This is a genomic window from Curtobacterium aurantiacum, from assembly GCF_018598555.1.
Classification (GTDB): Bacteria; Actinomycetota; Actinomycetes; order Actinomycetales; family Microbacteriaceae; genus Curtobacterium; species Curtobacterium aurantiacum.
The window spans coordinates 99,572-118,823 of the sequence record NZ_JAHEWN010000010.1 but is presented as its reverse complement, the minus strand read 5'-3'; the positions used below and the strand labels follow the sequence as shown (position 1 = coordinate 118,823).

Annotated in this window: 23 protein-coding genes; 11 read left to right on the top strand and 12 right to left on the bottom strand. The window is 71.6% G+C overall.

Annotated features, from left to right (window positions below):
* Positions 1–18 precede the first annotated feature (18 nt).
* Together cmtR and KK087_RS10750 are read left to right on the top strand one after the other, a co-directional pair.
* Positions 19–360 carry a Cd(II)/Pb(II)-sensing metalloregulatory transcriptional regulator CmtR gene (gene cmtR / locus KK087_RS10755; RefSeq protein WP_214544353.1) on the top strand — a complete coding sequence of 114 codons (342 nt, stop codon included), beginning with the start codon at positions 19–21 and terminating at the stop codon, positions 358–360.
* On the top strand, positions 357–1,031 hold the full coding sequence (locus KK087_RS10750; protein WP_214531356.1) for a cation diffusion facilitator family transporter: 675 nt from the start codon (positions 357–359) through the stop codon (positions 1,029–1,031). The genes cmtR and KK087_RS10750 overlap by 4 nt, the downstream gene beginning before the upstream one ends.
* 18 nt (positions 1,032–1,049) lie before the next feature.
* On the opposite strand, the gene KK087_RS10745 is transcribed toward KK087_RS10750, so the two are convergent.
* The 12 genes from KK087_RS10745 to KK087_RS10690 all read right to left on the bottom strand — a co-directional run bounded on the left by KK087_RS10745 (position 1,050) and on the right by KK087_RS10690 (position 12,879).
* Positions 1,050–1,340, bottom strand: coding sequence for an ArsR/SmtB family transcription factor (locus KK087_RS10745; protein ID WP_214531355.1), 291 nt, complete (start codon positions 1,338–1,340; stop codon positions 1,050–1,052).
* Between the two features lie 89 nt (positions 1,341–1,429).
* Positions 1,430–1,678 (bottom strand): hypothetical protein, encoded by a 249-nt coding sequence (locus tag KK087_RS17420; protein WP_250901003.1) that lies wholly within the window; start codon positions 1,676–1,678, stop codon positions 1,430–1,432.
* The gene (locus tag KK087_RS10735; RefSeq protein WP_214565182.1) at positions 1,675–2,070 is read right to left on the bottom strand and encodes a cupin domain-containing protein; all 396 of its coding nucleotides are present in this window, start codon (positions 2,068–2,070) and stop codon (positions 1,675–1,677) included. The genes KK087_RS17420 and KK087_RS10735 overlap by 4 nt, the downstream gene beginning before the upstream one ends.
* A gap of 238 nt (positions 2,071–2,308) precedes the next feature.
* Positions 2,309–3,190, bottom strand: a complete 882-nt coding sequence (locus tag KK087_RS10730) for a pentapeptide repeat-containing protein (protein ID WP_214565180.1) — start codon at positions 3,188–3,190, stop codon at positions 2,309–2,311.
* An 822-nt stretch (positions 3,191–4,012) separates the two neighbouring features.
* On the bottom strand, positions 4,013–5,614 hold the full coding sequence (locus KK087_RS10725) for a Na+/H+ antiporter (protein WP_307858353.1): 1,602 nt from the start codon (positions 5,612–5,614) through the stop codon (positions 4,013–4,015).
* Between the two features lie 116 nt (positions 5,615–5,730).
* On the bottom strand, positions 5,731–6,864 hold the full coding sequence (locus KK087_RS10720; protein WP_214531350.1) for a DUF475 domain-containing protein: 1,134 nt from the start codon (positions 6,862–6,864) through the stop codon (positions 5,731–5,733).
* 204 nt (positions 6,865–7,068) lie between these two features.
* Positions 7,069–8,637: a type II toxin-antitoxin system RelB family anti-toxin gene (locus KK087_RS10715; protein ID WP_214531349.1), complete on the bottom strand. Its 1,569-nt coding sequence runs from the start codon at positions 8,635–8,637 to the stop codon at positions 7,069–7,071.
* 110 nt (positions 8,638–8,747) lie between these two features.
* Positions 8,748–9,587 (bottom strand): anti-sigma factor, encoded by an 840-nt coding sequence (locus KK087_RS10710; protein ID WP_214565178.1) that lies wholly within the window; start codon positions 9,585–9,587, stop codon positions 8,748–8,750.
* Positions 9,584–10,129, bottom strand: a complete 546-nt coding sequence (locus KK087_RS10705) for an RNA polymerase sigma factor (protein ID WP_214565176.1) — start codon at positions 10,127–10,129, stop codon at positions 9,584–9,586. Before KK087_RS10705 ends, KK087_RS10710 begins: the two co-directional genes overlap by 4 nt.
* 68 nt (positions 10,130–10,197) lie before the next feature.
* On the bottom strand, positions 10,198–10,836 hold the full coding sequence (locus KK087_RS10700) for a class F sortase (RefSeq protein ID WP_214565174.1): 639 nt from the start codon (positions 10,834–10,836) through the stop codon (positions 10,198–10,200).
* A gap of 14 nt (positions 10,837–10,850) precedes the next feature.
* Complete coding sequence (locus KK087_RS10695) at positions 10,851–11,690, bottom strand: DUF4397 domain-containing protein (protein ID WP_214531345.1); 840 nt, start codon at positions 11,688–11,690, stop codon at positions 10,851–10,853.
* A gap of 109 nt (positions 11,691–11,799) precedes the next feature.
* Entirely contained in the window at positions 11,800–12,879 is a 1,080-nt protein-coding gene (locus tag KK087_RS10690; RefSeq protein WP_214531344.1) for a hypothetical protein, read from the bottom strand.
* 128 nt (positions 12,880–13,007) lie between these two features.
* Here KK087_RS10690 and KK087_RS10685 point away from each other — a divergent pair, with 128 nt between their 5' ends.
* From KK087_RS10685 to KK087_RS10645, 9 genes are all read left to right on the top strand, one after another.
* Complete coding sequence (locus KK087_RS10685) at positions 13,008–13,310, top strand: flagellar FlbD family protein (RefSeq protein WP_214544345.1); 303 nt, start codon at positions 13,008–13,010, stop codon at positions 13,308–13,310.
* Position 13,311: 1 nt separating this feature from the next.
* Positions 13,312–14,157, top strand: a complete 846-nt coding sequence (locus KK087_RS10680) for a motility protein A (RefSeq protein ID WP_214531342.1) — start codon at positions 13,312–13,314, stop codon at positions 14,155–14,157.
* 2 nt (positions 14,158–14,159) lie between these two features.
* Positions 14,160–15,089, top strand: coding sequence for an OmpA/MotB family protein (locus KK087_RS10675; RefSeq protein WP_214565165.1), 930 nt, complete (start codon positions 14,160–14,162; stop codon positions 15,087–15,089).
* 141 nt (positions 15,090–15,230) lie between these two features.
* Positions 15,231–16,109, top strand: a complete 879-nt coding sequence (locus KK087_RS10670; RefSeq protein WP_214531340.1) for a flagellar motor switch protein FliM — start codon at positions 15,231–15,233, stop codon at positions 16,107–16,109.
* The gene (gene fliN / locus KK087_RS10665) at positions 16,109–16,813 is read left to right on the top strand and encodes a flagellar motor switch protein FliN (RefSeq protein WP_214531339.1); all 705 of its coding nucleotides are present in this window, start codon (positions 16,109–16,111) and stop codon (positions 16,811–16,813) included. Before KK087_RS10670 ends, fliN begins: the two co-directional genes overlap by 1 nt.
* 7 nt (positions 16,814–16,820) lie before the next feature.
* Complete coding sequence (locus tag KK087_RS10660; RefSeq protein ID WP_214565163.1) at positions 16,821–17,372, top strand: FliO/MopB family protein; 552 nt, start codon at positions 16,821–16,823, stop codon at positions 17,370–17,372.
* Positions 17,369–18,205, top strand: a complete 837-nt coding sequence (gene fliP / locus KK087_RS10655; RefSeq protein WP_214565159.1) for a flagellar type III secretion system pore protein FliP — start codon at positions 17,369–17,371, stop codon at positions 18,203–18,205. The genes KK087_RS10660 and fliP overlap by 4 nt, the downstream gene beginning before the upstream one ends.
* 9 nt (positions 18,206–18,214) lie before the next feature.
* Entirely contained in the window at positions 18,215–18,490 is a 276-nt protein-coding gene (gene fliQ / locus KK087_RS10650; RefSeq protein WP_214531336.1) for a flagellar biosynthesis protein FliQ, read from the top strand.
* Positions 18,490–19,248, top strand: a complete 759-nt coding sequence (locus KK087_RS10645; protein ID WP_214531335.1) for a flagellar biosynthetic protein FliR — start codon at positions 18,490–18,492, stop codon at positions 19,246–19,248. Before fliQ ends, KK087_RS10645 begins: the two co-directional genes overlap by 1 nt.
* Positions 19,249–19,252 lie beyond the last annotated feature (4 nt).

Here is a 19,252-nt window from a genome sequence, read left to right as displayed (position 1 = left end):
GAGCCCTATAGTCAGCGTGTGCTGACCATTGCTCCGCGTCTCGACGTCCTGAACCGGCTCGGGCGAGCGCTCTCCGATCCCACCCGTGCCCGGATCCTGCTCCGACTGCTCGACGGGCCGGGCTACCCGGCGCGGCTCGCAGAGGAACTGGACCTGACGCGCACGAACGTGTCGAACCACCTGGCGTGCCTGCGCGGGTGCGGCATCGTCGTCGCGGTACCGGAAGGGCGTCGGACCCGGTACGAACTCGCGGACCGCAACCTGACGACGGCGCTCGAGTCCCTGGTCGACGTGGTGCTGGCGGTCGACGTCGTGGACGACGGCGGGGTCACTGCCCTCGGCTGTGAGGTCGAGCGGTGAGCACGGCTGGGGTGTCGCTCGCACCGGTCCGCGTCGACGTGCTCCGGCGACGGATCAGGTGGATCGTCGCGGCGACGATCACGTACAACGTGATCGAGGCCGTCGTCGCCATCGCAGCCGGATCGGTGGCGTCGTCCACCGCGCTGATCGGCTTCGGGCTCGACTCGATCGTCGAGGTGCTGTCAGCCGCCGCCGTCGCGTGGCAGTTCGCCGGTCGCGACCCGGAGGCCCGGGAACGGACGGCGCTCCGGGTGATCGCGGTCTCCTTCTTCGGTCTTGCGCTCGTGGTCAGCGTCGACGCCGTCCTGACCTTCACGGGCGTCCGCTCGCCGGAGCACAGTCCGGTCGGCATCGTCCTGGCCGCGGTCAGCCTGGCGGTCATGCCGTTCCTGAGCTTGGTGGAACGGCGGACCGGACGCGAGCTCGGTTCCGCCTCGGCGGTCGCCGACTCGAAGCAGACGCTGATCTGCAGCTACCTGTCCGCGGCGGTGCTGCTCGGCCTGCTGGCGAACAGCGTGTTCGGCTGGTGGTGGGCCGATCCGCTGGCCGGGCTCGTCGTGGTCGGGTTCGCGGTGCGCGAGGGACTCGAGGCGTGGCGCGGCGACGCCTGCAAGCAGCCGGTGTCGGCGCTGACGGGGGAGCGGGAGGGCGACGGCTGCGACTGCTGCTGAGCCGTGATGGGCGCCGGGTCAGCGCGCTTCGGTCTCGGTGACGTGACTGACCGCGTCGCCGACGATGTGCGCGATGTGTTCGTCGTGCAGCGAGTAGACGGCGTTCCGTCCGATGCGCTCGACCTGCACGATGCCGGCGAGTCGCAGGGTCCGCAGGTGCTGGGAAACCAGGGGTTGCGAGAGTTCGGTCGCCTCGGCCAGGGACCCGACATCGGACGACTCGGAGATCAGCACCGCGAGGATGCGCAGTCGTGCGGGCGAGGAGAGCGCCTTGAAGAGCTCCGCCGCCGCTTCGATCCCGTCTGACATGCACTCATGTAAGCGCACGCGCATACGTGCATGCAAGACGACGGCCCCGGCGCGGTGTCGCGTCGGGGCCGTCCGTGCTGATCCGAGGATCAGTGCTCGTCGTAGTGGTCACCGTGCTCGGCGTGCTTGTGACCGTCGTGGACGAAGTCGACGTGGTCGTCGTGCTGCACCGTCTCGTGGCCGCAGCCGTCCTGGTGGGTGTGCTCGGCGATGGTGTGCTCGGCGCTGTTCTCGTGCTCGGCCATGGTGACCTCCTGCTGATCGGCGGTTGGGATGTGCCCACCGTACGTCACGTATGCAGGAGTTGCAATACATTTATAGATGAGAACGGATGTCACTCGACCTGGGCCGAGGACCAGGAGTACTCGACGTCGAGCACCGAGTCCGCCGCGTACACGTACACGAGCTCCAGCGGGGTGTCGCCGGTGTTCCGGATGCCGTGCTCGCAGTTCGACGGGATGAAGACGGCTGTCCCGCCGCGGACCTCGTGTTCCTCGCCGTCGAGTGTGACCACGGCCAGCCCCGTCAGGACCTGGTAGACCTCCGGTGCCTGGTGACGGTGCGGCGCGAGCCAGCCGCCCGGGTCGATCAGCGCGACCCCGGAGCACAGGTCCGCAGTCGGGGTCGTGCCGTCACCGATCGCGGTGCGGAACGAGATGCTTCCGCGGGCGTCGTCCCAGACCTCCTCCGGGGCGTCGTGCAGGTGACGGATGGTCGGTTCGGCGGTCATGGGCACTCCTCACGGTCCGCTCCAGCGTGCGCCGGTGTGGTTGCGGGCTTCGCAAGGTGCGGCCAGCGCTGTCCGTGCGACGAGGGTGCGCGACCAGGAGCGGTCAGTTCGTCGGGAAGCGCCGGCACCCGCGGTGGCCGAGCCCGGGAGGGTGTCACGGGGGATCGCCACCCCGGCGAGCGCGAGGTCCATTCCGCGGTCGGTGCGACGGCGGCCAGGTTCGACTGCAGCAGTGCCATCAGCGTGCGGTGCACCGTCTCGGCGGACACGGCCCCGCCGGCGCCACCGTCGACGTCCAGTGCGTCGGTCGATCGACACCGTGGGGGAGCGCCGTGGTGTCGTCTCCGTGCGCCGCGTTCACCTGCGCCTGTGTGAGGAACACCGCCGTGGACAGGTCCGCTCCGTCGACCCGTGCATCCCGCAGGTCGGCGCCGAGCAGGTCGACACCGGACAGGTCGACACCGCGCAGGTCCGCCGCGATCACCGTGGCTCCCCGCAGGTCGGCCCCCCGCAGTGACCGCGCCCGGAGGTCGCGACCTGCGAGGTCCGCCCCCGGTCGCAGCAGGCCGTCCGGAGCGTCGGCATCGCCGGCGCAGTACCTGCCCCGGACCTCGGCGCTCACCTCGACCAGGACATCGCGCACTCGAGCGTGCAGTGGTTCCACGTCCAGCGCGAGGAGCGTCGGACGGCCAGCGTCGAGGCTTCGGCGGATCTCCTGCGCGAGGAGGGCAGCGTCGTCTGCCGAGTCCGGGGTCACCGCACGGTCCCGTGCCTCGGCGAGGTGCCAGAGCATCTCGTGCAGTCTGCGGACGATCGGGAACACCCGGAACATCTCCGCACGGGAGTCCGGGTCCGCACGCCAACTGACCCCGTCGTAGAGGGTCTGGGACACGTACTGGCCCGCACCCGAGCAGTCGAAGACGGTGCAGCCCCGGAACCCCCTCGGCCGCAGCGCCTGGTGGATGGTGCAGGAGAAGTCGTCTGCGAGGTTGTCGCAGGGGGTACCGGCGGGTTTGTCGATCGGGAAGTCGGCGGAGCGCTGGAACCCGAAGACGGTGCAGCAGAGCGCGAAGCAGTTGCCGCAGTCCGCGCGCAGGGCGGACCGGTCGGTGGTCGTCATGGAGTGTCTTCCTCTGGTGGTCTGGATGGTGTGCCGGGCGGGGGAACTCCTGGTGGAGTTCCCCGTCCGGGCGCACGAGACCACCCCCGCGCGTCGGCGGGGTGAACCGGTGGTGCTGGGTGCCCGGTGGGTCACCGAGGGAGACGGAGGATCACTGCGGCCAGGGTAGCGTTCCCGGTGCAGGATGGGCGCGTGTGGACTGTCCGAGCGATCCTCGGCGCCGGGTGCACCCTGGTGCTCGTTGCGGTCGTGTCCGTGTGCAGCTTCGGCGTGACGTCGTGCACCGCCAGCGGGTGGTTGAACACGGTCGAGGTCACGGTCACCGGAGATGCCGGGGACCTGAGCGACGTCGCTCTCGTCCGCACGTGTGGGGGAGCACGCTGCACGCCGCCGACTCCGTCGGACCCACCGCTGGTCCCCGCCGAGGTCGCGCCGGAGCCGTCGCCCACGCCCGTGCCCGGAGGTGCCGTCTGGCGGACGACGGCAGACTCCGGCCTCCCCACCGTGGGCCGGGTCGCTGTCTACGACCGAGAGGACCGTCTACTCCTCAGTCGATCGGTCGCGCTGCGCTGGGTCCGCGACGAGCAGGGCGACCAGGACGAGCGGTGCGGTGGTCCGTCGACCGCGGCCGTGTCGGTCGGACTCTCGCGCTGAGCACACGTCGAGCTGGACGGGGCGTCACCCTGGCGTCGCGCTGCTGCGGCGCACATGAGCGAGCGCGTTCCTTCCCATGACGGCCGCGATGGGAACGGGAAACGGGCGTACCTGGTCGGAACAACAGACCGGGTACGCCCGCTTCGACCAGGTGTGCCCCGGATCGCCCTACGACGACGTGGGCGGCGAAGCCACCGACTCCATGCCGTCCAGCCGTGCCTCTTCGGCGTCGTACCCGGCACGCACCTGGCGCAGCACCAGGTCGTCGATCTCGTCGGCGTCCCGCAAGCGCAAGAGGGTTCTCGCCTTGTGCTGCACGAGTGCGAGCTCGAGGGCGACCGCGTTGTCGTGCCGCTGCAGCGCGGGGTGGTCGTCGTCGTCCCCTTCGCGGGCCTCGATCACGTCGAGGTGGGCCTCGTAGTCCTTCCGCAGTCGATCCACCGTGGCACGATCGGCTCCGGTCGACCGTGCGAGACGGGGGAGCGCGTCGAGCGCCTCCTCGATCGCGGTGCGTTCGGCGTAGCGACGTTCCTCGCTGACGGACTCGTCCTCGGGCAGCGCGGCGCGGCGCAGGACGGCCGGCAGCACGAGGGCCTGCCCGACGATCGTGACGATGACCACCCCGGCGGTGACGAAGACGATGAGGTCGCGCTCGGGGAAGTCGCCACCGGACTCCAGCGTGCGTGGCACGGCGACGGCCATGGCGAGCGACACCGCGCCCCGGAACCCGGCGAACCCGCTGACGAGCCGGTCGCGGTGCCCCTCGCGCGGTTCTCCGCCGGTGCGCCGGGTGACGAGCCAGATGGTCCCGCCCGCGGCGTTCAGGAACGCGAACCGCACGATGACGAGCAGCACGGCGACCGCGAAGACGATCCCGGTCCCGCGCAGCAGGTCGGCGGGGTCGAGTGCGCGTGCGGCGACCATCGCCTCGATGCCGACCAGCACGAACAGTGCGCCGTTGAGCAGGAAGGTCAGGAACGACCAGAACGCGCGCACCTGCTGCCGGGTCTCGGCGCGGTCGAGCTTCGGGCCGACCTGGCTCACGACGATGCCGGCCGCCACCACCGCGAGCACCCCGGAGGCCTCGATCGCCTCGGCGGCGAGGAACGCGGCGAACGGGACGAGCAGGGTGACGAGGTTCTCGAGGACCACGGTGTCGACGCGCCGCAGCACCATCGTGCCGATCCAGGCGGCGGCGAGTCCGGCGGCGACCCCGCCGATGTAGGAGAGCACGAGCATGCCCGACACACCCCAGAACGTGAGCTCCTGCGTGCCGACGGTCACGGCGACGGCGATGCCGTAGACCACGAGGGTGGTGCCGTCGTTCACGAGGCTCTCGGCGCGGAGCACCGTGACGTTCCGCCGGGGCAGCATCTTCGTGAGCACGCCGACCGCGGTCGCGTCGGTCGGGGCGACCGCGGCACCGAGCACCCAGGCCGGGCCCCACGGCATGCCGAGCAGGTGCAGCAGGACGGCGACCGCGCCGGCGGTGACCACGACGAGCAGGGTGCCCATCAGGACGATGCCGCGCAGGTTCTTGCGGATCTCGCGGAGCGACGTCGTCAGGCTCTCCCAGTACAGCAGCGCCGGGAGGAAGAGGAGCAGGACCGCCTCGGCCGGGAGCTCGACGTTCGCGAACTCCGGCACGAGCCCGAGCAGCGCGCCGAACACCAGGAGCAGCACGGGTGGTGCGACCCGGATGCGGTCGGCGACGGCGGCCGTCAGTGCGATGGCGAGGCCGAGCACGACCACCAGTTCCGGTCCCAGCACGTGCACTCCGATCGTCGTCCGACCCGCCAGTCAACGCCGATCCACGGTGGATCCTTCCAGAACAGCCGAACGACGCGCCGCACCACAGCGCACGACGCGCCACACCACCCGCCGCGTCACACCGCCCGCGGCCGCCGCACCACCCGCCGCCACCACGCCCGCCACGGCAGGGACGTCACCAGCGCCGACCCGATCACGACGGTCCCGAACCACCCCACGACGATGCCCGGGATCGGCACGAGCAGGCTCGCCCACAGCAGCACCGCCAGCACGCCGAGCACGTACGCCGCCCCTGCCTTCAGGTACCGCAGCCGCTTGAGTCCCGCAGCCTGGTCGACGTGCGAGGTCAGCCGTGCCAGGAACACCGCCCCGACGCCGATCGCACCGATGGCGACCGCGGCCTGCTCGAGCGCCCCGAGCCCGTCCGACCCGAGCGGCCCGGACCCCGACAGGCTGTACACGCCGTCGAGGATCTCGAACAGCATGAACACCACGAGCCCCCGCTCGAACACGACGGTCGACGCGTAGAGGTGGATGCGCCAGGCACCGCGGCCGACCCCGATCGACGCGGTGTCCGATCCTCCGGCACCGCCGCCCCCGCGCAGCGCCCATCCGGCGATGCGCTTCGACGCGAGGTAGGCGGCGATGCCCGCGATCCCGCCGATGGCAATCGGCAGCAGTGCGCCGGGTGCCCACCCGGAACGTGACCCGATGAGGACCGAGGTGACCACGACCCCCGTCAGAGCGGTGACCAGCGACCAGACGCGCGGGCGCGCGACGGAGGCGAGTCGGGCCTCCAGGCGGCCGAGCCACGACCTGCGCGACGCGCGGTCGGTGTTGAACAGGTACTCGGCGAACACGAGCCAGATGAACGCGGCGCCGAAGGCGGCGAGGGCCGGGCGAACCTCGGCCAGGTGCGCGGAGAACGAGCCGGGTGCGAAGACCGCCTGTTCGACGGAGCTCGCCGGGTCGGTCGCGTCACCGACCGCGACCGCCGCCGGCGGCAGCAGCAGGCGCATCGCGAGGACGCCCGCGACGATGCCGAGCGACAGGAACAGCCGCCGGGCGGGTGAGTGCAGGCGCCCGGCGATGCCGGCCATCGGCACGGACGAGTCCGCGGCCATCGCGATCTCGAGGAACGCGAGCGCGACGAAGGCGAGCGCGGCGGCGGGGCCGAGCACGGCCCACGCCACGGCCGCTGCGGCGACCGTGATGAGCAGGGGGACGGTCAGGAGTGATCTCGTGGCCATCTGCCCATCCAGCACGGTCGGGCTGGGCGGCGCATGGAGCGCTCCTGGGCATCGGCCTGGAGGCCCGTGGGGACCCCGCAGAACAGGTGACGGTCCGTCCCCACTTGCGGGGACGGGGGGACGCAAAACACCGGTGTTCGCGTGTTGAACCGCGGTTTGCGCGTGTTCAACCGGCGAACACCGGTGTCCAGCGGGGGACCAGCGTCAGTCGTGGAACGTCTCGATGGACGCGCCGAGCGAGTTGAGGCGCTCCTGCAGCTGCTCGTAGCCACGGGCGATGATGCCGACGTTGCGCAGGACGCTCTCGCCCTTCGCCGCGAGCATCGCCAGCAGGATGACCACGGCGGGCCGGAGTGCCGGCGGGCAGCTGATCTCGGCGCCGGAGAAGTGCGTCGGGCCGGTGACGTCGAGGCGGTGCGGGTCGCGCAGGGTGACGCTCGCGCCGAGACGGGTGAGGTCGAGCAGGTGGATCGCCCGGCCCTCGTAGACCCAGTCGTGCACGAGCGTGGTGCCCTCGGCCATGGCCGCGATGACGACGAAGAACGGCAGGTTGTCGATGTTCAGCCCGGGGAACGGCATCGCGTGGATCTTGTCGATCGGGGCGTGCAGGTCGGACGGGTGCACCGTGATGTCGACGAGGCGGGTGCGGCCGTTGGCGGCGGCGTACTCCTCGCTGACGTCGAACAGCAGGCCCATCTCGGCCAGGGTGGCGAGCTCGATCTCGAGGAACTCGATCGGCGCACGGGTCACGGTGAGGGTGGACGCGGTGACGATGCCCGCGGTCAGCAGGCTCATCGCCTCGACCGGGTCCTCGCTGGGCCAGTAGTCCACGACCTCGTCGATGCGGCTCTTGCCGGTGATGCGGAGCGTCGTGGTGCCGATGCCCTCGATCTGCACGCCGAGCAGCTCGAGGAAGAAGCAGAGGTCCTGCACCATGTAGTTGGGGCTGGCGTTCCGGATGACGGTCTCGCCGTCGCGGGCGGCAGCGGCGAGGATCGCGTTCTCGGTCACGGTGTCGCCGCGCTCGGTGAGGACGACGGACTTCGTGGGGACGGCCTGGTTCGCGACGTCGACCTCGTACCAGCCGGAGGTCGCCTCGACGTCGACGCCGAACGGCCGCAGTGCGATGAGGTGTGGCTCGACCGTGCGGGTGCCGAGGTCACAGCCGCCGGCGTAGGGCAGGCGGAACGACTCGTACCGGCCACTGAGCGGGCCGAGGAACATGAGCACGCTGCGGGTGCGGCGGGCGGCGTCGGCGTCGATCGCGTCGAGGCGCAGGTCGTCGGGGGCGACGATCTCGAGGGTCTCGCCGTCCTCGGACCACGTGACGCTCGCGCCGAGGCTGCGGAGCACGTCGATGATGCGGTCGACCTCGACGATCCGGGCGACCTTGTGCAGACGGGTCACACCGCGGTTGAGCAGCGAGGCGCAGAGCAGCGCCACGGCGGCGTTCTTGCTCGAGTTCACCGCGATGGAGCCGCTGAGCTTCCGGCCGCCCTGCACGCGCAGGTGGGCACGCTGCGGGGCGCCGCCGATCGAGACGATCTGCTGGTCGAGGGCGTCGCTGATGCGGGTGAGCATCTCGAGGGACAGGTTCTGACCGCCCTGCTCGATGCGGTTGATCGCGCTCTGGCTGGTGCCGACGCGTTCGGCGAGCTGGGCCTGGGTCATGCTGCGGCCCTTGCGGGCGCCCCGGATCAGGGCGCCGACCTCACGGAGAGGTGCTGCGGTCGCCGGAGATGCCGGCGAGACGACGGTGGTGGTGTCGGACATGCGCGCCACGCTAACACGCTCATGAGATAAAGCGGTGGAGGATCGACCCCCGTTGCGCGTCTGGAGGTCTCGAATACGTCACAGCTGGCAATTTCGGGGGACGAACACGCTCAGGGATCGGTCAGGGTGCCCCGGACGATCGAGTCGCCGGAGTGTGCCGGATCCCCGTCGTCGGCCTCGGCGGAGACGTCCACGACCGGGAACCGCTCGGTGTCGAGACCCGCCGGCACCGTGAAGCGGCCACGGTCGCCGTCGAGGTACCCGACGCTCACCAGGCCGGCGAGGTCCGCGCGCATCATCCAGACCTCGCGCAGCGGACCGGTGCCGGAGCGACCGCGCTCACCGTGCAGGTCGACCACGAGCGTGACCCGACCGTCCTGGTCGCGTTCCAGTTCGGCCGTGCCGGTGGTGCCGGACCAGCCGGGCAGGGCATCGAGCTCGGTGTTCGCGAGGACGGTCTCGGTGTCGCCGCGGGGGAGTCCGGGCACGACCCCGGACGCGACGCCGATGCCGAGGACGACGGCGAGGACGCCGACACCGGCGATGGCCGCCGCGAGGGCACGGCGTCGACGCGGACGCGACCGGGGTCGGCGGGACGCGGCGTGGTGCCGCAGCTCGGACGACGTGGCGGCGGGCGCGGGTGCCTGTCCGGGTTCGCGGCCGGGCGCGCGCTCGGGTTCGGTGGCCGGTGCCGGTGCCGGTGCCGGTGCCGGTGCCGCAGCGTGCTGGGGCGTCCGGGCGATCTCGGCCGCGATCCGCTCCCACACGTGCTCCGGCGGTGCGGCCAGCTCGACGTCCTCGGACGCCCGGGTGACCGCGGCGACCCGCTGCAGCACGGCCACCTCGTCGCGGCACCGGGCGCAGGACGCCAGGTGCTCGGCGACGGCGTCCTCGGCCACCTCGTCGGAGACCGCGAGCATCGCCAGTGTCTCGTCGTCGACGTGCTTCATTCGATCACCTCCAGACGTGTTCGGAGCCGAGCCAGACTTCGGTGGATGTGGCTCTTGACGGTGCCCAGCGGCAGTTCGAGCCGTTCGGCGATCTCACGATGGCTGAGGTCGTCGTAGAACGCCAGTCGCATCACCCGACGCGGGACCTCGTCGAGCCGGTCGAGTTCACCCGCCACGAGTGCCCGTTCGGCCAGGTCGAAGGCCGGTTCGGGCGCCGGCGTGGTCTCCTCCACGACCTCCGGGTCCGCGGCGCTGGCGTGCCGGCGTCGCTCGTTCCGCGCGTCGGCGATGCAGTTCCGGGTGATGCCGACCAACCAGGCGCCGAGTGGTGCCCTGGTCGGGTCGTAGCTCGTGCTCCGCTGCCAGGCCTTCACGAACACCTGCTGCGTGACGTCCTCGGCGGCGGCCGGGTCGGCCAGTGCCCGGAGCGCCAGGGAGTACACGAGCGACGACCACCGTTCGTAGACGGCGCGCAGGGCGTGCTCGCTCCCCTCGCGGAACGCGTCCGCGAGTTCGCCGTCGTCCGGGAGGCTGATCGTCACGTCTTCCTGTCGCTGGTGCGGTCGTCGTCGACCACGATCCGATCGTAGGGGGCGGATCGTCGCCACCGTCAGACCGGGACCGCGGTGACGACGAGGTTGCTCTCGTAGTGTCCGGTGGCTGCGTCGAACGTCCCGCCGCAGGTGACCAGGACGAGCCGCCGAGGTCCGTCGGCACGGAACACGTCGCCCCAGGCGAGGCCCTGCTTCTCGAGCATGCTGACGGAGTCGATCCGCCACGTGGTCTCGGCGCCGGCCGTGTCGGTGATGGTGACCCGGGTGCCGGACGGTGCGCCACGGAGCCGAGCGAACGGACCGACGCCGTACCCGACGGCGTCGACGTGCGCCGCGATGACGACGGTTCCCTCGTCGGACGACGGCGCGGCACCGAAGCGGTACCAGCCGGCGGTCGCCGGGTCCGGCGGGAGCGCCATGGCACCGTCCTCGTCGACCCCCTCGGGACGGACGGGCGCGGTGATCCCGGCGTGGTCGACGGTGATCGTGGTCGGAGCGGCGGCCCGCCGGACCGGGGGGATCGTGGCGGTCTGCTGCGGCACCTCGGTCGAGAACGCCGACGGGACCGGGGTCGGGCGCGGTGCGCTGGTCGTCAGGACGGACGGTTGCCCGCCGGGGGTGGTCCCGGCCGACGAGCACCCGGTCAGGGCGGCGGCCGCCACGGCGACGACGAGCGTCACCGTGGCGGACCGCACGGGGCGTTGCACGGTCAGCGCTGGGTCGCTGCGTTCCGGCGACGGAGCACGACGGCCCCGACTGCGGCAGCGGCGGCCAGGGCGGCCGCCGCTGCGCCGACCAGGGGCAGGGGGCCCTGGTCGTTCGTGGCCACGAGACCCGCGTTCCCGGCAGGGACACCGTTCGGCGCACCACCCAGGTCCGAGATGGTCTGCGTGGCGAGTGCGAGGTTCGAGTCGTCCAGGCTGCCCCAGGCGTAGACGATGGTGGACGAGCCGGCGGCGATCTCGACGTCCGCCGGGCCGATGACCGGGTCTGTGGTCCCGGCCGCGGCGACGCTCGCCGAGACGGTGCCGGCCGGCAGTTCGAGTGCCTGCTCGTCGGGGTTCGACAGGTTCGAGACGACAGCCTCACCACCGGCGAGGACGTCGACAGCAGGGGCGGCGGCGACGTGCCGGACGACGAGGCGTCCCTGCCCGGCCGCGACGGCCGAAGTGTCGTTGGTGAACACCGTGGCGGTCGGCGAACCGTCGGTGGCGTCGTGCGCGACGGCGGTGTAGTTGCCACCCGCGTCGAACGAGACGTCCGCCGGGCCGATGATCGGCTCGGACGCGTCGGTGGCGTCCGCGGCGGTGACGGCGAGCTGGTGGGCACCGGCCGGCACCATCATCGGGCCGGCGAGGGTGCCGGGGGTGAAGTCGTCGATGGCACGTTCGCCGTCGAGGTAGACGTCGACGGTGACGTCCGGGACGGCGTGCAGGACCGAGAGCGTCGCCTCACCGGTGGCGGCGGTCGCAGCGGTCGCGGGCAGTACGGCCGCGGCGGCGGCGAACAGGACACCGGCGCTCAGGCCGGTGGCGAGTGTCTTGCGCATGACGTGTCTCCTTCGGGCCTGTCCGGGCCAGTGCGGACGGCGTCGTCCTCGACGTCGTACCCCCACTACCGCCGGAGCACCCCGATCGGATGCAGCGGTTTGCTGGGGATCAGCTGAGACGACGCCAGACCCCGGAGTTGCCGGGACGCGACCACGTCTCCGGCTCGGCAGGGACTGCACTGACCTCGGCTCCCCAGTCGGTGAGCCGGTAGGCGGAGTCCGGCGTCCACCCTGCGACGACGCTCGCCCGGCTGCCGTCGACCGGCACGGCGAGTCCGGAGGTGCGGAACCAGCCCGCGACGGTCAGGTGCACGACGTCGTACTCGGTGGCCACCGCGGACCAGTCCGGCAGCACCCAGTCACCCTGCCGTCCGGTCGCCACGGCCCAGTCGTTCCGTCGGGTGGTCTGCGTCACGTCGAGCGGCCAGCGTCGGCACAGCGCAGCCCAGTCGGCGGGACCGTCGACGGTGCACACGCGCGCCGTGGCATCGGCGGGCACGGCCGAGACCACGGCGCGTTCCTGCCCGAAGGAGTCCTCGACCGCCCACAGCGCCAGCGGCCCGGCGGACGGGAACGGCGCTCGCGTGTGCTGCGCGAGCGGCCACGGCGGAGTCGTCCACCAAACCCCGCTGGCCACCCCCGGGTTCCCCTCGGCGTCCTCGCGGCGCAGCTCCCGGGACCAGTCGGCGAGCGCCTCTGCCGCTCCCGGACGTCGGGGCTGGTCGTCCTCGTCGAACTCGACGCTCCATGCTCCGCCCTGCGGGTCGAAGAGCCGGCGCACGACCGGGCTGTCGGCAGCCCACCGAGCGATCCGCCGGAGCGCGGGCAGCAACTCCGGTCGGCCGAGGAGCACGTCCAGCGCGTCGGGCTGCTGCCACCACAGCGCGCTCTCCGCAGTGGACTCGAGTGCGACCACCACGTCGTCCTCGCCCACGGACGGCAGGGACACCGCCGCGAGTGCGCTCGCCACGGTTCCCAGGTGCGGAGCCGGCTCCGGTTCGACCGCACCGCCGATGCCGAAGAGCGTGCGGCCGTCGCCGAGTTCGACGCCGAGGTGGTGCTCAGCCCAGAAGAGCAGGGCGCCGAGGTGTGCCGTGGCCGGATCGTCGGGGTCCTGCACCACGCGGACGAGCTCCAGACAGAAGCGCCGGCCACGCGGGTGGGCGAGCAGGTCCGAGGCATCGATCACCGCACCAGGCTACTGACGGCCACTAACGCACCCGCCGCAGCCGCCGATAGTCCTCCGTGCAGGCCCACGGACGGGCCCGCATCCCGCCCCACGGACGGCGGCGGGACGATCGAGAACCAGGACGGGCCATGATCGTCGTCACACGACTGAACGGCAGCGGATTCGCTGTGAACCCCGATCTCGTGGAGCGCATCCAGGAGACGCCGGACACGACGCTCATCATGGTCGACGGCGCGAAGTACATCGTGCGGGAGTCGATGGCCGACGTCATCGACCTGATCGCCGCGTACCGCGCCCGCATCGTCGGCATGGCCTACGGCACCGACGCAGCCCCGCGCGCGGGCACGAACACGGGCCCGCAGCCGACGCTCGCCCCGGTCGCCGCCCTCCGCACCCCGCTGCACGGCCGCGCGCTGGACGGGGGTCGTTGACGTGGACATCGCAACGATCGTCGGCATCCTGCTCGCCTTCGGCGCACTGTTCGGCATGGTCCAGATGGAGCACGTCGAGCTCGGCGGACTCTTCCTGCCCGCCCCGATGCTGCTCGTGTTCGGGGCCACCATCGGCTGCGGCATCGCCAGCACGACCCTCAAGGACGCCATCGCCAGCTTCAAGGCCGTTCCGAAGGCGTTCACCGGCAAGGTCACTCCGCCGGCGTCGGTCATCGACGACGTCGTCGGGCTCGCCGAGACCGCGCGGGCGAACGGCCTGCTCGCCCTCGAGCAGGAGGCCGACAAGCACGACGACCCGTTCATGAAGAAGGCGCTGCAGAACATCGCCGACGGCACCGACGGGGACGAGCTGCGGATCCTGCTCGAGGACGAGATCGAGTCCAACGCTGCACCGATGCGGAGCGCGAGCGCGTTCTTCATGGGCCTCGGCGGGTTCGCCCCGACCGTCGGCATCATCGGCACCGTGGTGTCGCTCACCCACGTGCTCGCGAACCTCGGCAAGCCGGACGAGCTCGGCCCGCTCATCGCGAGTGCGTTCGTCGCCACCCTGTGGGGCCTGCTGACCGCGAACTTCATGTGGCTGCCGATCGGCGGGAAGCTCCGCAAGCTCGCGCAGCTCGAGTCGGACCGGCAGACGCTCCTGATGGAGGGCCTGCTCGCGGTCCAGGCCGGCAGCCAGCCCCGTCTGCTCGGCGAGCGCCTGAAGGCCATGGTGCCGCCCGAGGCCCGCGCCGACACGTCGGCCAAGGCCAAGGCCAAGGCGAAGAGCGGCAAGGGCAAGGGCGGCACCGCCGGCGACGCCGACGAGCAGCAGCTGGCGGCCTGACGATGAGCGCCAACCCCCGGGGCCGAGGCCGCGGTCGCGCCAAGAAGTCGCACGACGAGGCCGAGCACCCCGACGAGCGCTGGATGGCGTCCTACATGGACATGATCACGGTGCTGATGTGCATGTTCCTCGTGCTCTTTGCGATGTCCACCGTCGACCAGCAGAAGTACGTCCAGCTGAAGAACTCGCTCGCCACCGGCTTCGGCGAGGTGACGTCGCAGAAGGTCGACACGGCGAGCGGCACGGTCGTCACGAAGGACCAGGTCGAGGACGGCTCCGGCTACTCGACGGACAAGTCCCAGGCCGACCACTCCACCGCGTCGTCGGGCACGGCGGACACCGACGTCGACCCGGCATCGACCGTGGTGCCGACCAGCGCGACGAAGCAGGACCTCGCTGCCGCGAAGCGCGAGCTCGACGACCTGACGCGCCTGGAGCGTGCGATCCAGCGCAACCTGGCGAAGGCCGGACAGACCGAGAACGTCCAGTTCACCGTCGACGCCAGGGGCCTCATCGTCCGGCTCATCGGCAGCGAGACGTACTTCGGCACGAACAGCGCCGACCTGTCCGACCAGGCGCGGTCGATCATGGACGCGATCGCCCCGGTGCTGCGGACGTCCGACCACGACGTCAGCGTCGAGGGCCACGCCGACCAGCGGAACTCGACCGCCCCGTACGCGACGAACTGGGAACTCAGCGCGGCGCGGGCCACCGGGGTGCTGCGTGACCTGGTCGAGCGGGGCGGGATGCCCGGCGACCACGTGCAGAGCGTCGGCTTCGGGTCGAGCCGGCCGCTGGCGAAGGGTGGCACCGACCAGGACCTCGCGCTGAACCGCCGGGTCGACATCGTGGTCCTGTCGAACGCCGACCAGGACGTCAGCGCCCTGATGCCGGCCCTGGCGAAGGCGCAGGACGCAGCACGAGCGGGCTGAGAGACGAGCAGGACGCAGCACGACAGGGTCGAGAGACGAGCAGGAGGGAGCGCGACAGGGCGGCACACCAGAACGAGGCCACCGCCCCACTACGGGGTACAGCACTGACGGGTGCCCCACAGGTGACCGATAGACGCACCCGTGACCGAGACCCTGCCAGCGCCCGAGGTGTACGACTTCGCGCGCCCGTCGACGCTGGCCCGTGAGCACGCCCGTGTCCTCGAGCTCGCCTTCGAGACCTTCGCGCGCCAGTGGGGCACGCAGCTCACGGCGAAGGTCCGTGCGGTCAGCCAGGTCACCTGCGAGCAGGTGCAGATGACGACGTACGACGAGTACGCCGCGTCGCTGCCCGCCCTCACCGGCATGGTGCTGCTCCCGATCACCGGCGTGACCCCGAAGGGCGTGCTGCAGGTCCCGCTCGACGGCGCGCTGACCTGGGTGTCGCACGCGCTCGGCGCCTCGAAGCCGCTGCCGACCCCGGACCGCACCTTCACGCCCATCGAGCAGGCCCTGGTCCGCAAGATCGTCGAGGACGCCCTCGACGACCTGCGCTACTCGTTCGGCGGCCTGCTCGCGCAGGACGTCACGGTCGGCGGGTTCCAGTTCAACAGCCAGTTCGCCCAGGCCGCCCAGAAGGGTGACCTGATGATCGTCGCCTCGTTCTCGATCCGGGTGGGCGACCGCATCGCCCCCGGCACGCTGGCCCTGCCGGCCGAGGCCGTCCTGCCGCAGCTCGGCGAGGCCGCCGCGCACGTTTCGACCGCCGACGCCCGCGCCCTGCTCGACGCGCAGCTCGAGAGTGTCCCCGTCGGTGTCAGCCTGCGCTTCGCCCCGGCGACCGTGCTCCCGACGCAGGTCCTCCGGCTCGCCGTCGGCGACGTGCTGCCGCTGCCGCACCCGCAGCACCGCCCCCTCACCATCGCGGTCGACGGGGAACCCGTCGGCACCGCCGCGGTCGGCGCGAACGGCTCGCGCCTCGCCGGCATCGTCGTCACCACCACGAGCACGGAGCAGCACTGATGACCGAAACGACCACCCTCCACACCGCAGCGGCCGAGTCGCTCGCGGCGCAGCTCCCGACGGCCGCCCCGTTGCGCGCGGTGCTCCTGCCTGGAGGCGCGACACCGGTCGTGCTCGACGCGGCGACCGACGCCGTGGTCGCGTCGTTCGTCGGCGGCCTGTCGGCCGACCTGGCGCTCGTGCTCACCGACCTCGAGGCGATCACGGCCGCCGGAGGCACCGACCACGGCATCGTCGCGGTCACCGACGTGCTGCGTCCGTCGCTCGAGGCCGCTGCCGGCGTGCTCGGCGTCGGGGTGCTCGGCGAGGCGAGCCGCGCGTCGGCGGCGTCGCTCCTGGCGGACCCCGACACGGTCGTGTTCGAGTTGACCGCCGGCGGGCTGCCCGCAGGTTGGTTCGGTATCCGTGTCCGCGAGAACGGCACGGTGTCCGCCCCCGTCGTCGCGAACCTGCCCGCCGGCAACCTCGGCCGGATCAACAACGTCGAGATGACCCTCACGGTGGAGATCGGTCGCACCCGCATGTCCGTGCGCGACGTGCTCGGCATGGAGCCCGGTGCCGTCGTGGAGCTCGACCGCAGCGCCGGCGCCCCCGCCGACGTCCTGCTGAACGGCCGTCTCATCGCGCACGGCGAGGTCGTGGTCGTCGACCAGGACTACGCGGTCCGGATCACGCGCATCCTCGACGTCGCCGAGATCGTCTGACCCGCACGTGGACACCCTCGTCGTCACCCTCCGCGTCGCGCTCTCGCTCGGCGTCGTGCTCGCCCTCATGTGGGTGCTGCACCGCGCGAGCCGCAAGCGCTTCTCGGGCAAGCCGTCCGGCCGTCGGGCCGCGACCGTCGAGGTCGTCGGACGGCAGGGCATCGGCGGCAAGGCGAGCGTCGTCGTGGTCGACGTCGAGGGGGAGCGGCTCGTGCTCGGCGTGTCCGAGCACGGGGTCACGCTGCTCACCAGCGGGCAGGCGCCCGCGCCCGAACTCACCATCGTGACCGGACCGGTTGCGCTGCCGGTGCGTCCCGCCCCGTCGGCCGACGCGTTCGGTCGGGAACTCGCGCAGCAGACGGACGTCACCACGGGCCTCCAGGACGACGCGCCGAACGTGACCGACGCACCCGGCGTGGCCGCGCCGTTGCCGATGCGCCCGCGCAACCGCCGTCCGCAGCGCACCGTGCCGAGCGTCCAGCAGCTGCAGGGCTCGATCCTGTCGGTCGACACCTGGCGGCAGGCCGCCGCGGCGCTCCGGAACCGGCGGGCCGGGTGAGGGCGGCAGGGCCGCACCGGCTGGCACGGTCGGGTCGACTCGTCGCCCTCGTCCTGCTCGGGCTGGCGGTCGTCGCCGGGTTCCTCATGCTCACCACGACCAGTGCGCACGCCGCCGGTGTCGTCGAGCCCACGGCTCCGGCCACGCCGACCGCACCCGCGACCGGCGACTTCAGCGTCAGCGTGAACGGCCCGGACGGCACGCCGTCGTCCGCCGTCGTGACGCTCATCGGCATCACGCTGCTGAGCGTTGCACCGGCGCTGATGCTCATGATGACGTCGTTCACGAAGATCTTCGTCGTGCTCGCCATGACCCGGAACGCACTCGGGCTGCAGTCGATCCCGCCGAACCAGGTGATCGCTGGGCTCGCGCTGTTCCTGTCGTTGTTCGTGATGGCGCCGGTGCTCGGGCACATCAACGACGACGCCCTGCAGCCCTACCTGGCGGGGAAGCTCGACTTCAACCAGGCCGTCGAGATCGGCACGAAGCCGCTGCGGACGTTCATGCTCCACCAGACCCGCGACGAGGACGTCGCCCTGATCACCCGCGCCGCCGGGCTCGACAACCCCGGGTCGATGGCCGACGTGCCGATGACGACGGTCATCCCGGCGTTCATCATCTCCGAGCTCCGCAGCGCGTTCATCATCGGGTTCGTCATCTTCATCCCGTTCCTGGTGATCGACCTCGTCGTCTCCGCGGCGCTCATGTCGATGGGCATGATGATGCTCCCGCCGGTCATGATCTCGCTGCCGTTCAAGATCCTGCTCTTCGTGCTGGTCGACGGCTGGGGCCTCATCATCACCTCGCTCATCGAGAGCTACCACGTTGTCTAGGGGGCGCGCATGAACCAGCAGGCCGTCATCGACCTCGTGCTGCAGGCACTCCTGGTGTCGGGGAAGCTCGCCGCGCCGGTCCTGGTGACCTCGCTCGTCGTCGGCTTCGCGATCTCGCTGTTCCAGTCGGTCACGCAGATCCAGGAGGTCACGCTCTCGTTCGTGCCGAAGGCCGTCGCCGTCGCGATCGCCCTGGTGATCTGCGGCAACTGGATGATCTCGGAGATGATCGCGTTCACGCACGTCGCCTTCGACATGATCCCGAAGCTGCTCGGGCACGGCTGATGGAGCTCGCCGTCAACGCCGACCGGCTCGAGGCCACGATGCTCGCCGGCGTCCGGCTCGTCGCGTTCTTCGTGATCGCGCCGCCGTTCTCGTACCGTGCGTTCCCGGGCACCGTGAAGGTGATCCTCGGGCTGGGTCTCGCCATCGGCGTCGCCCCGCGCGTCGCCGTCGGCTACGAGTCGCTCGAGACGGGGCCGTTCCTGCTCGCCCTGCTCACCCAGCTCGTCGTCGGGCTGTCCCTCGGGTTCCTGGTGTTCCTGGTGTTCGCGGCCGTGCAGTCCGCCGGCGCGCTCATCGACCTGTTCGGCGGGTTCACGCTGGCGCAGGCCTTCGACCCGCAGTCCCAGGTCAACGGCGCGCAGTTCACCCGCCTGTTCCAGATGACCGCGCTCGCGCTGCTCTTCACCTCCGGCGGGTACCAGCTCATCGTCGGCGGCCTCGTGCGGTCGTTCGACGCCGTGCCGCTCACCGGCACGTTCGCGGTCGACGGGCTCGCGTCGATGCTCGTGACGGCGATGTCGCAGATGTTCCTCGCGACGCTGCAGATCGCCGGACCGCTCGTGGTGGTGCTGTTCCTGGCGGACGTCGGCCTCGGCCTGCTCACCCGTGTGGCCCCGGCGCTCAACGCGTTCCAGATGGGCTTCCCGATCAAGATCGGCCTGACCGTCCTGTTCGCCGGCGCGCTCTTCATGGCCCTGCCCTCGGTGGTGTCGTCGCTGACCGGCGACGCCGTCGAGGCGATCACGGGACGGGGGTGACGAC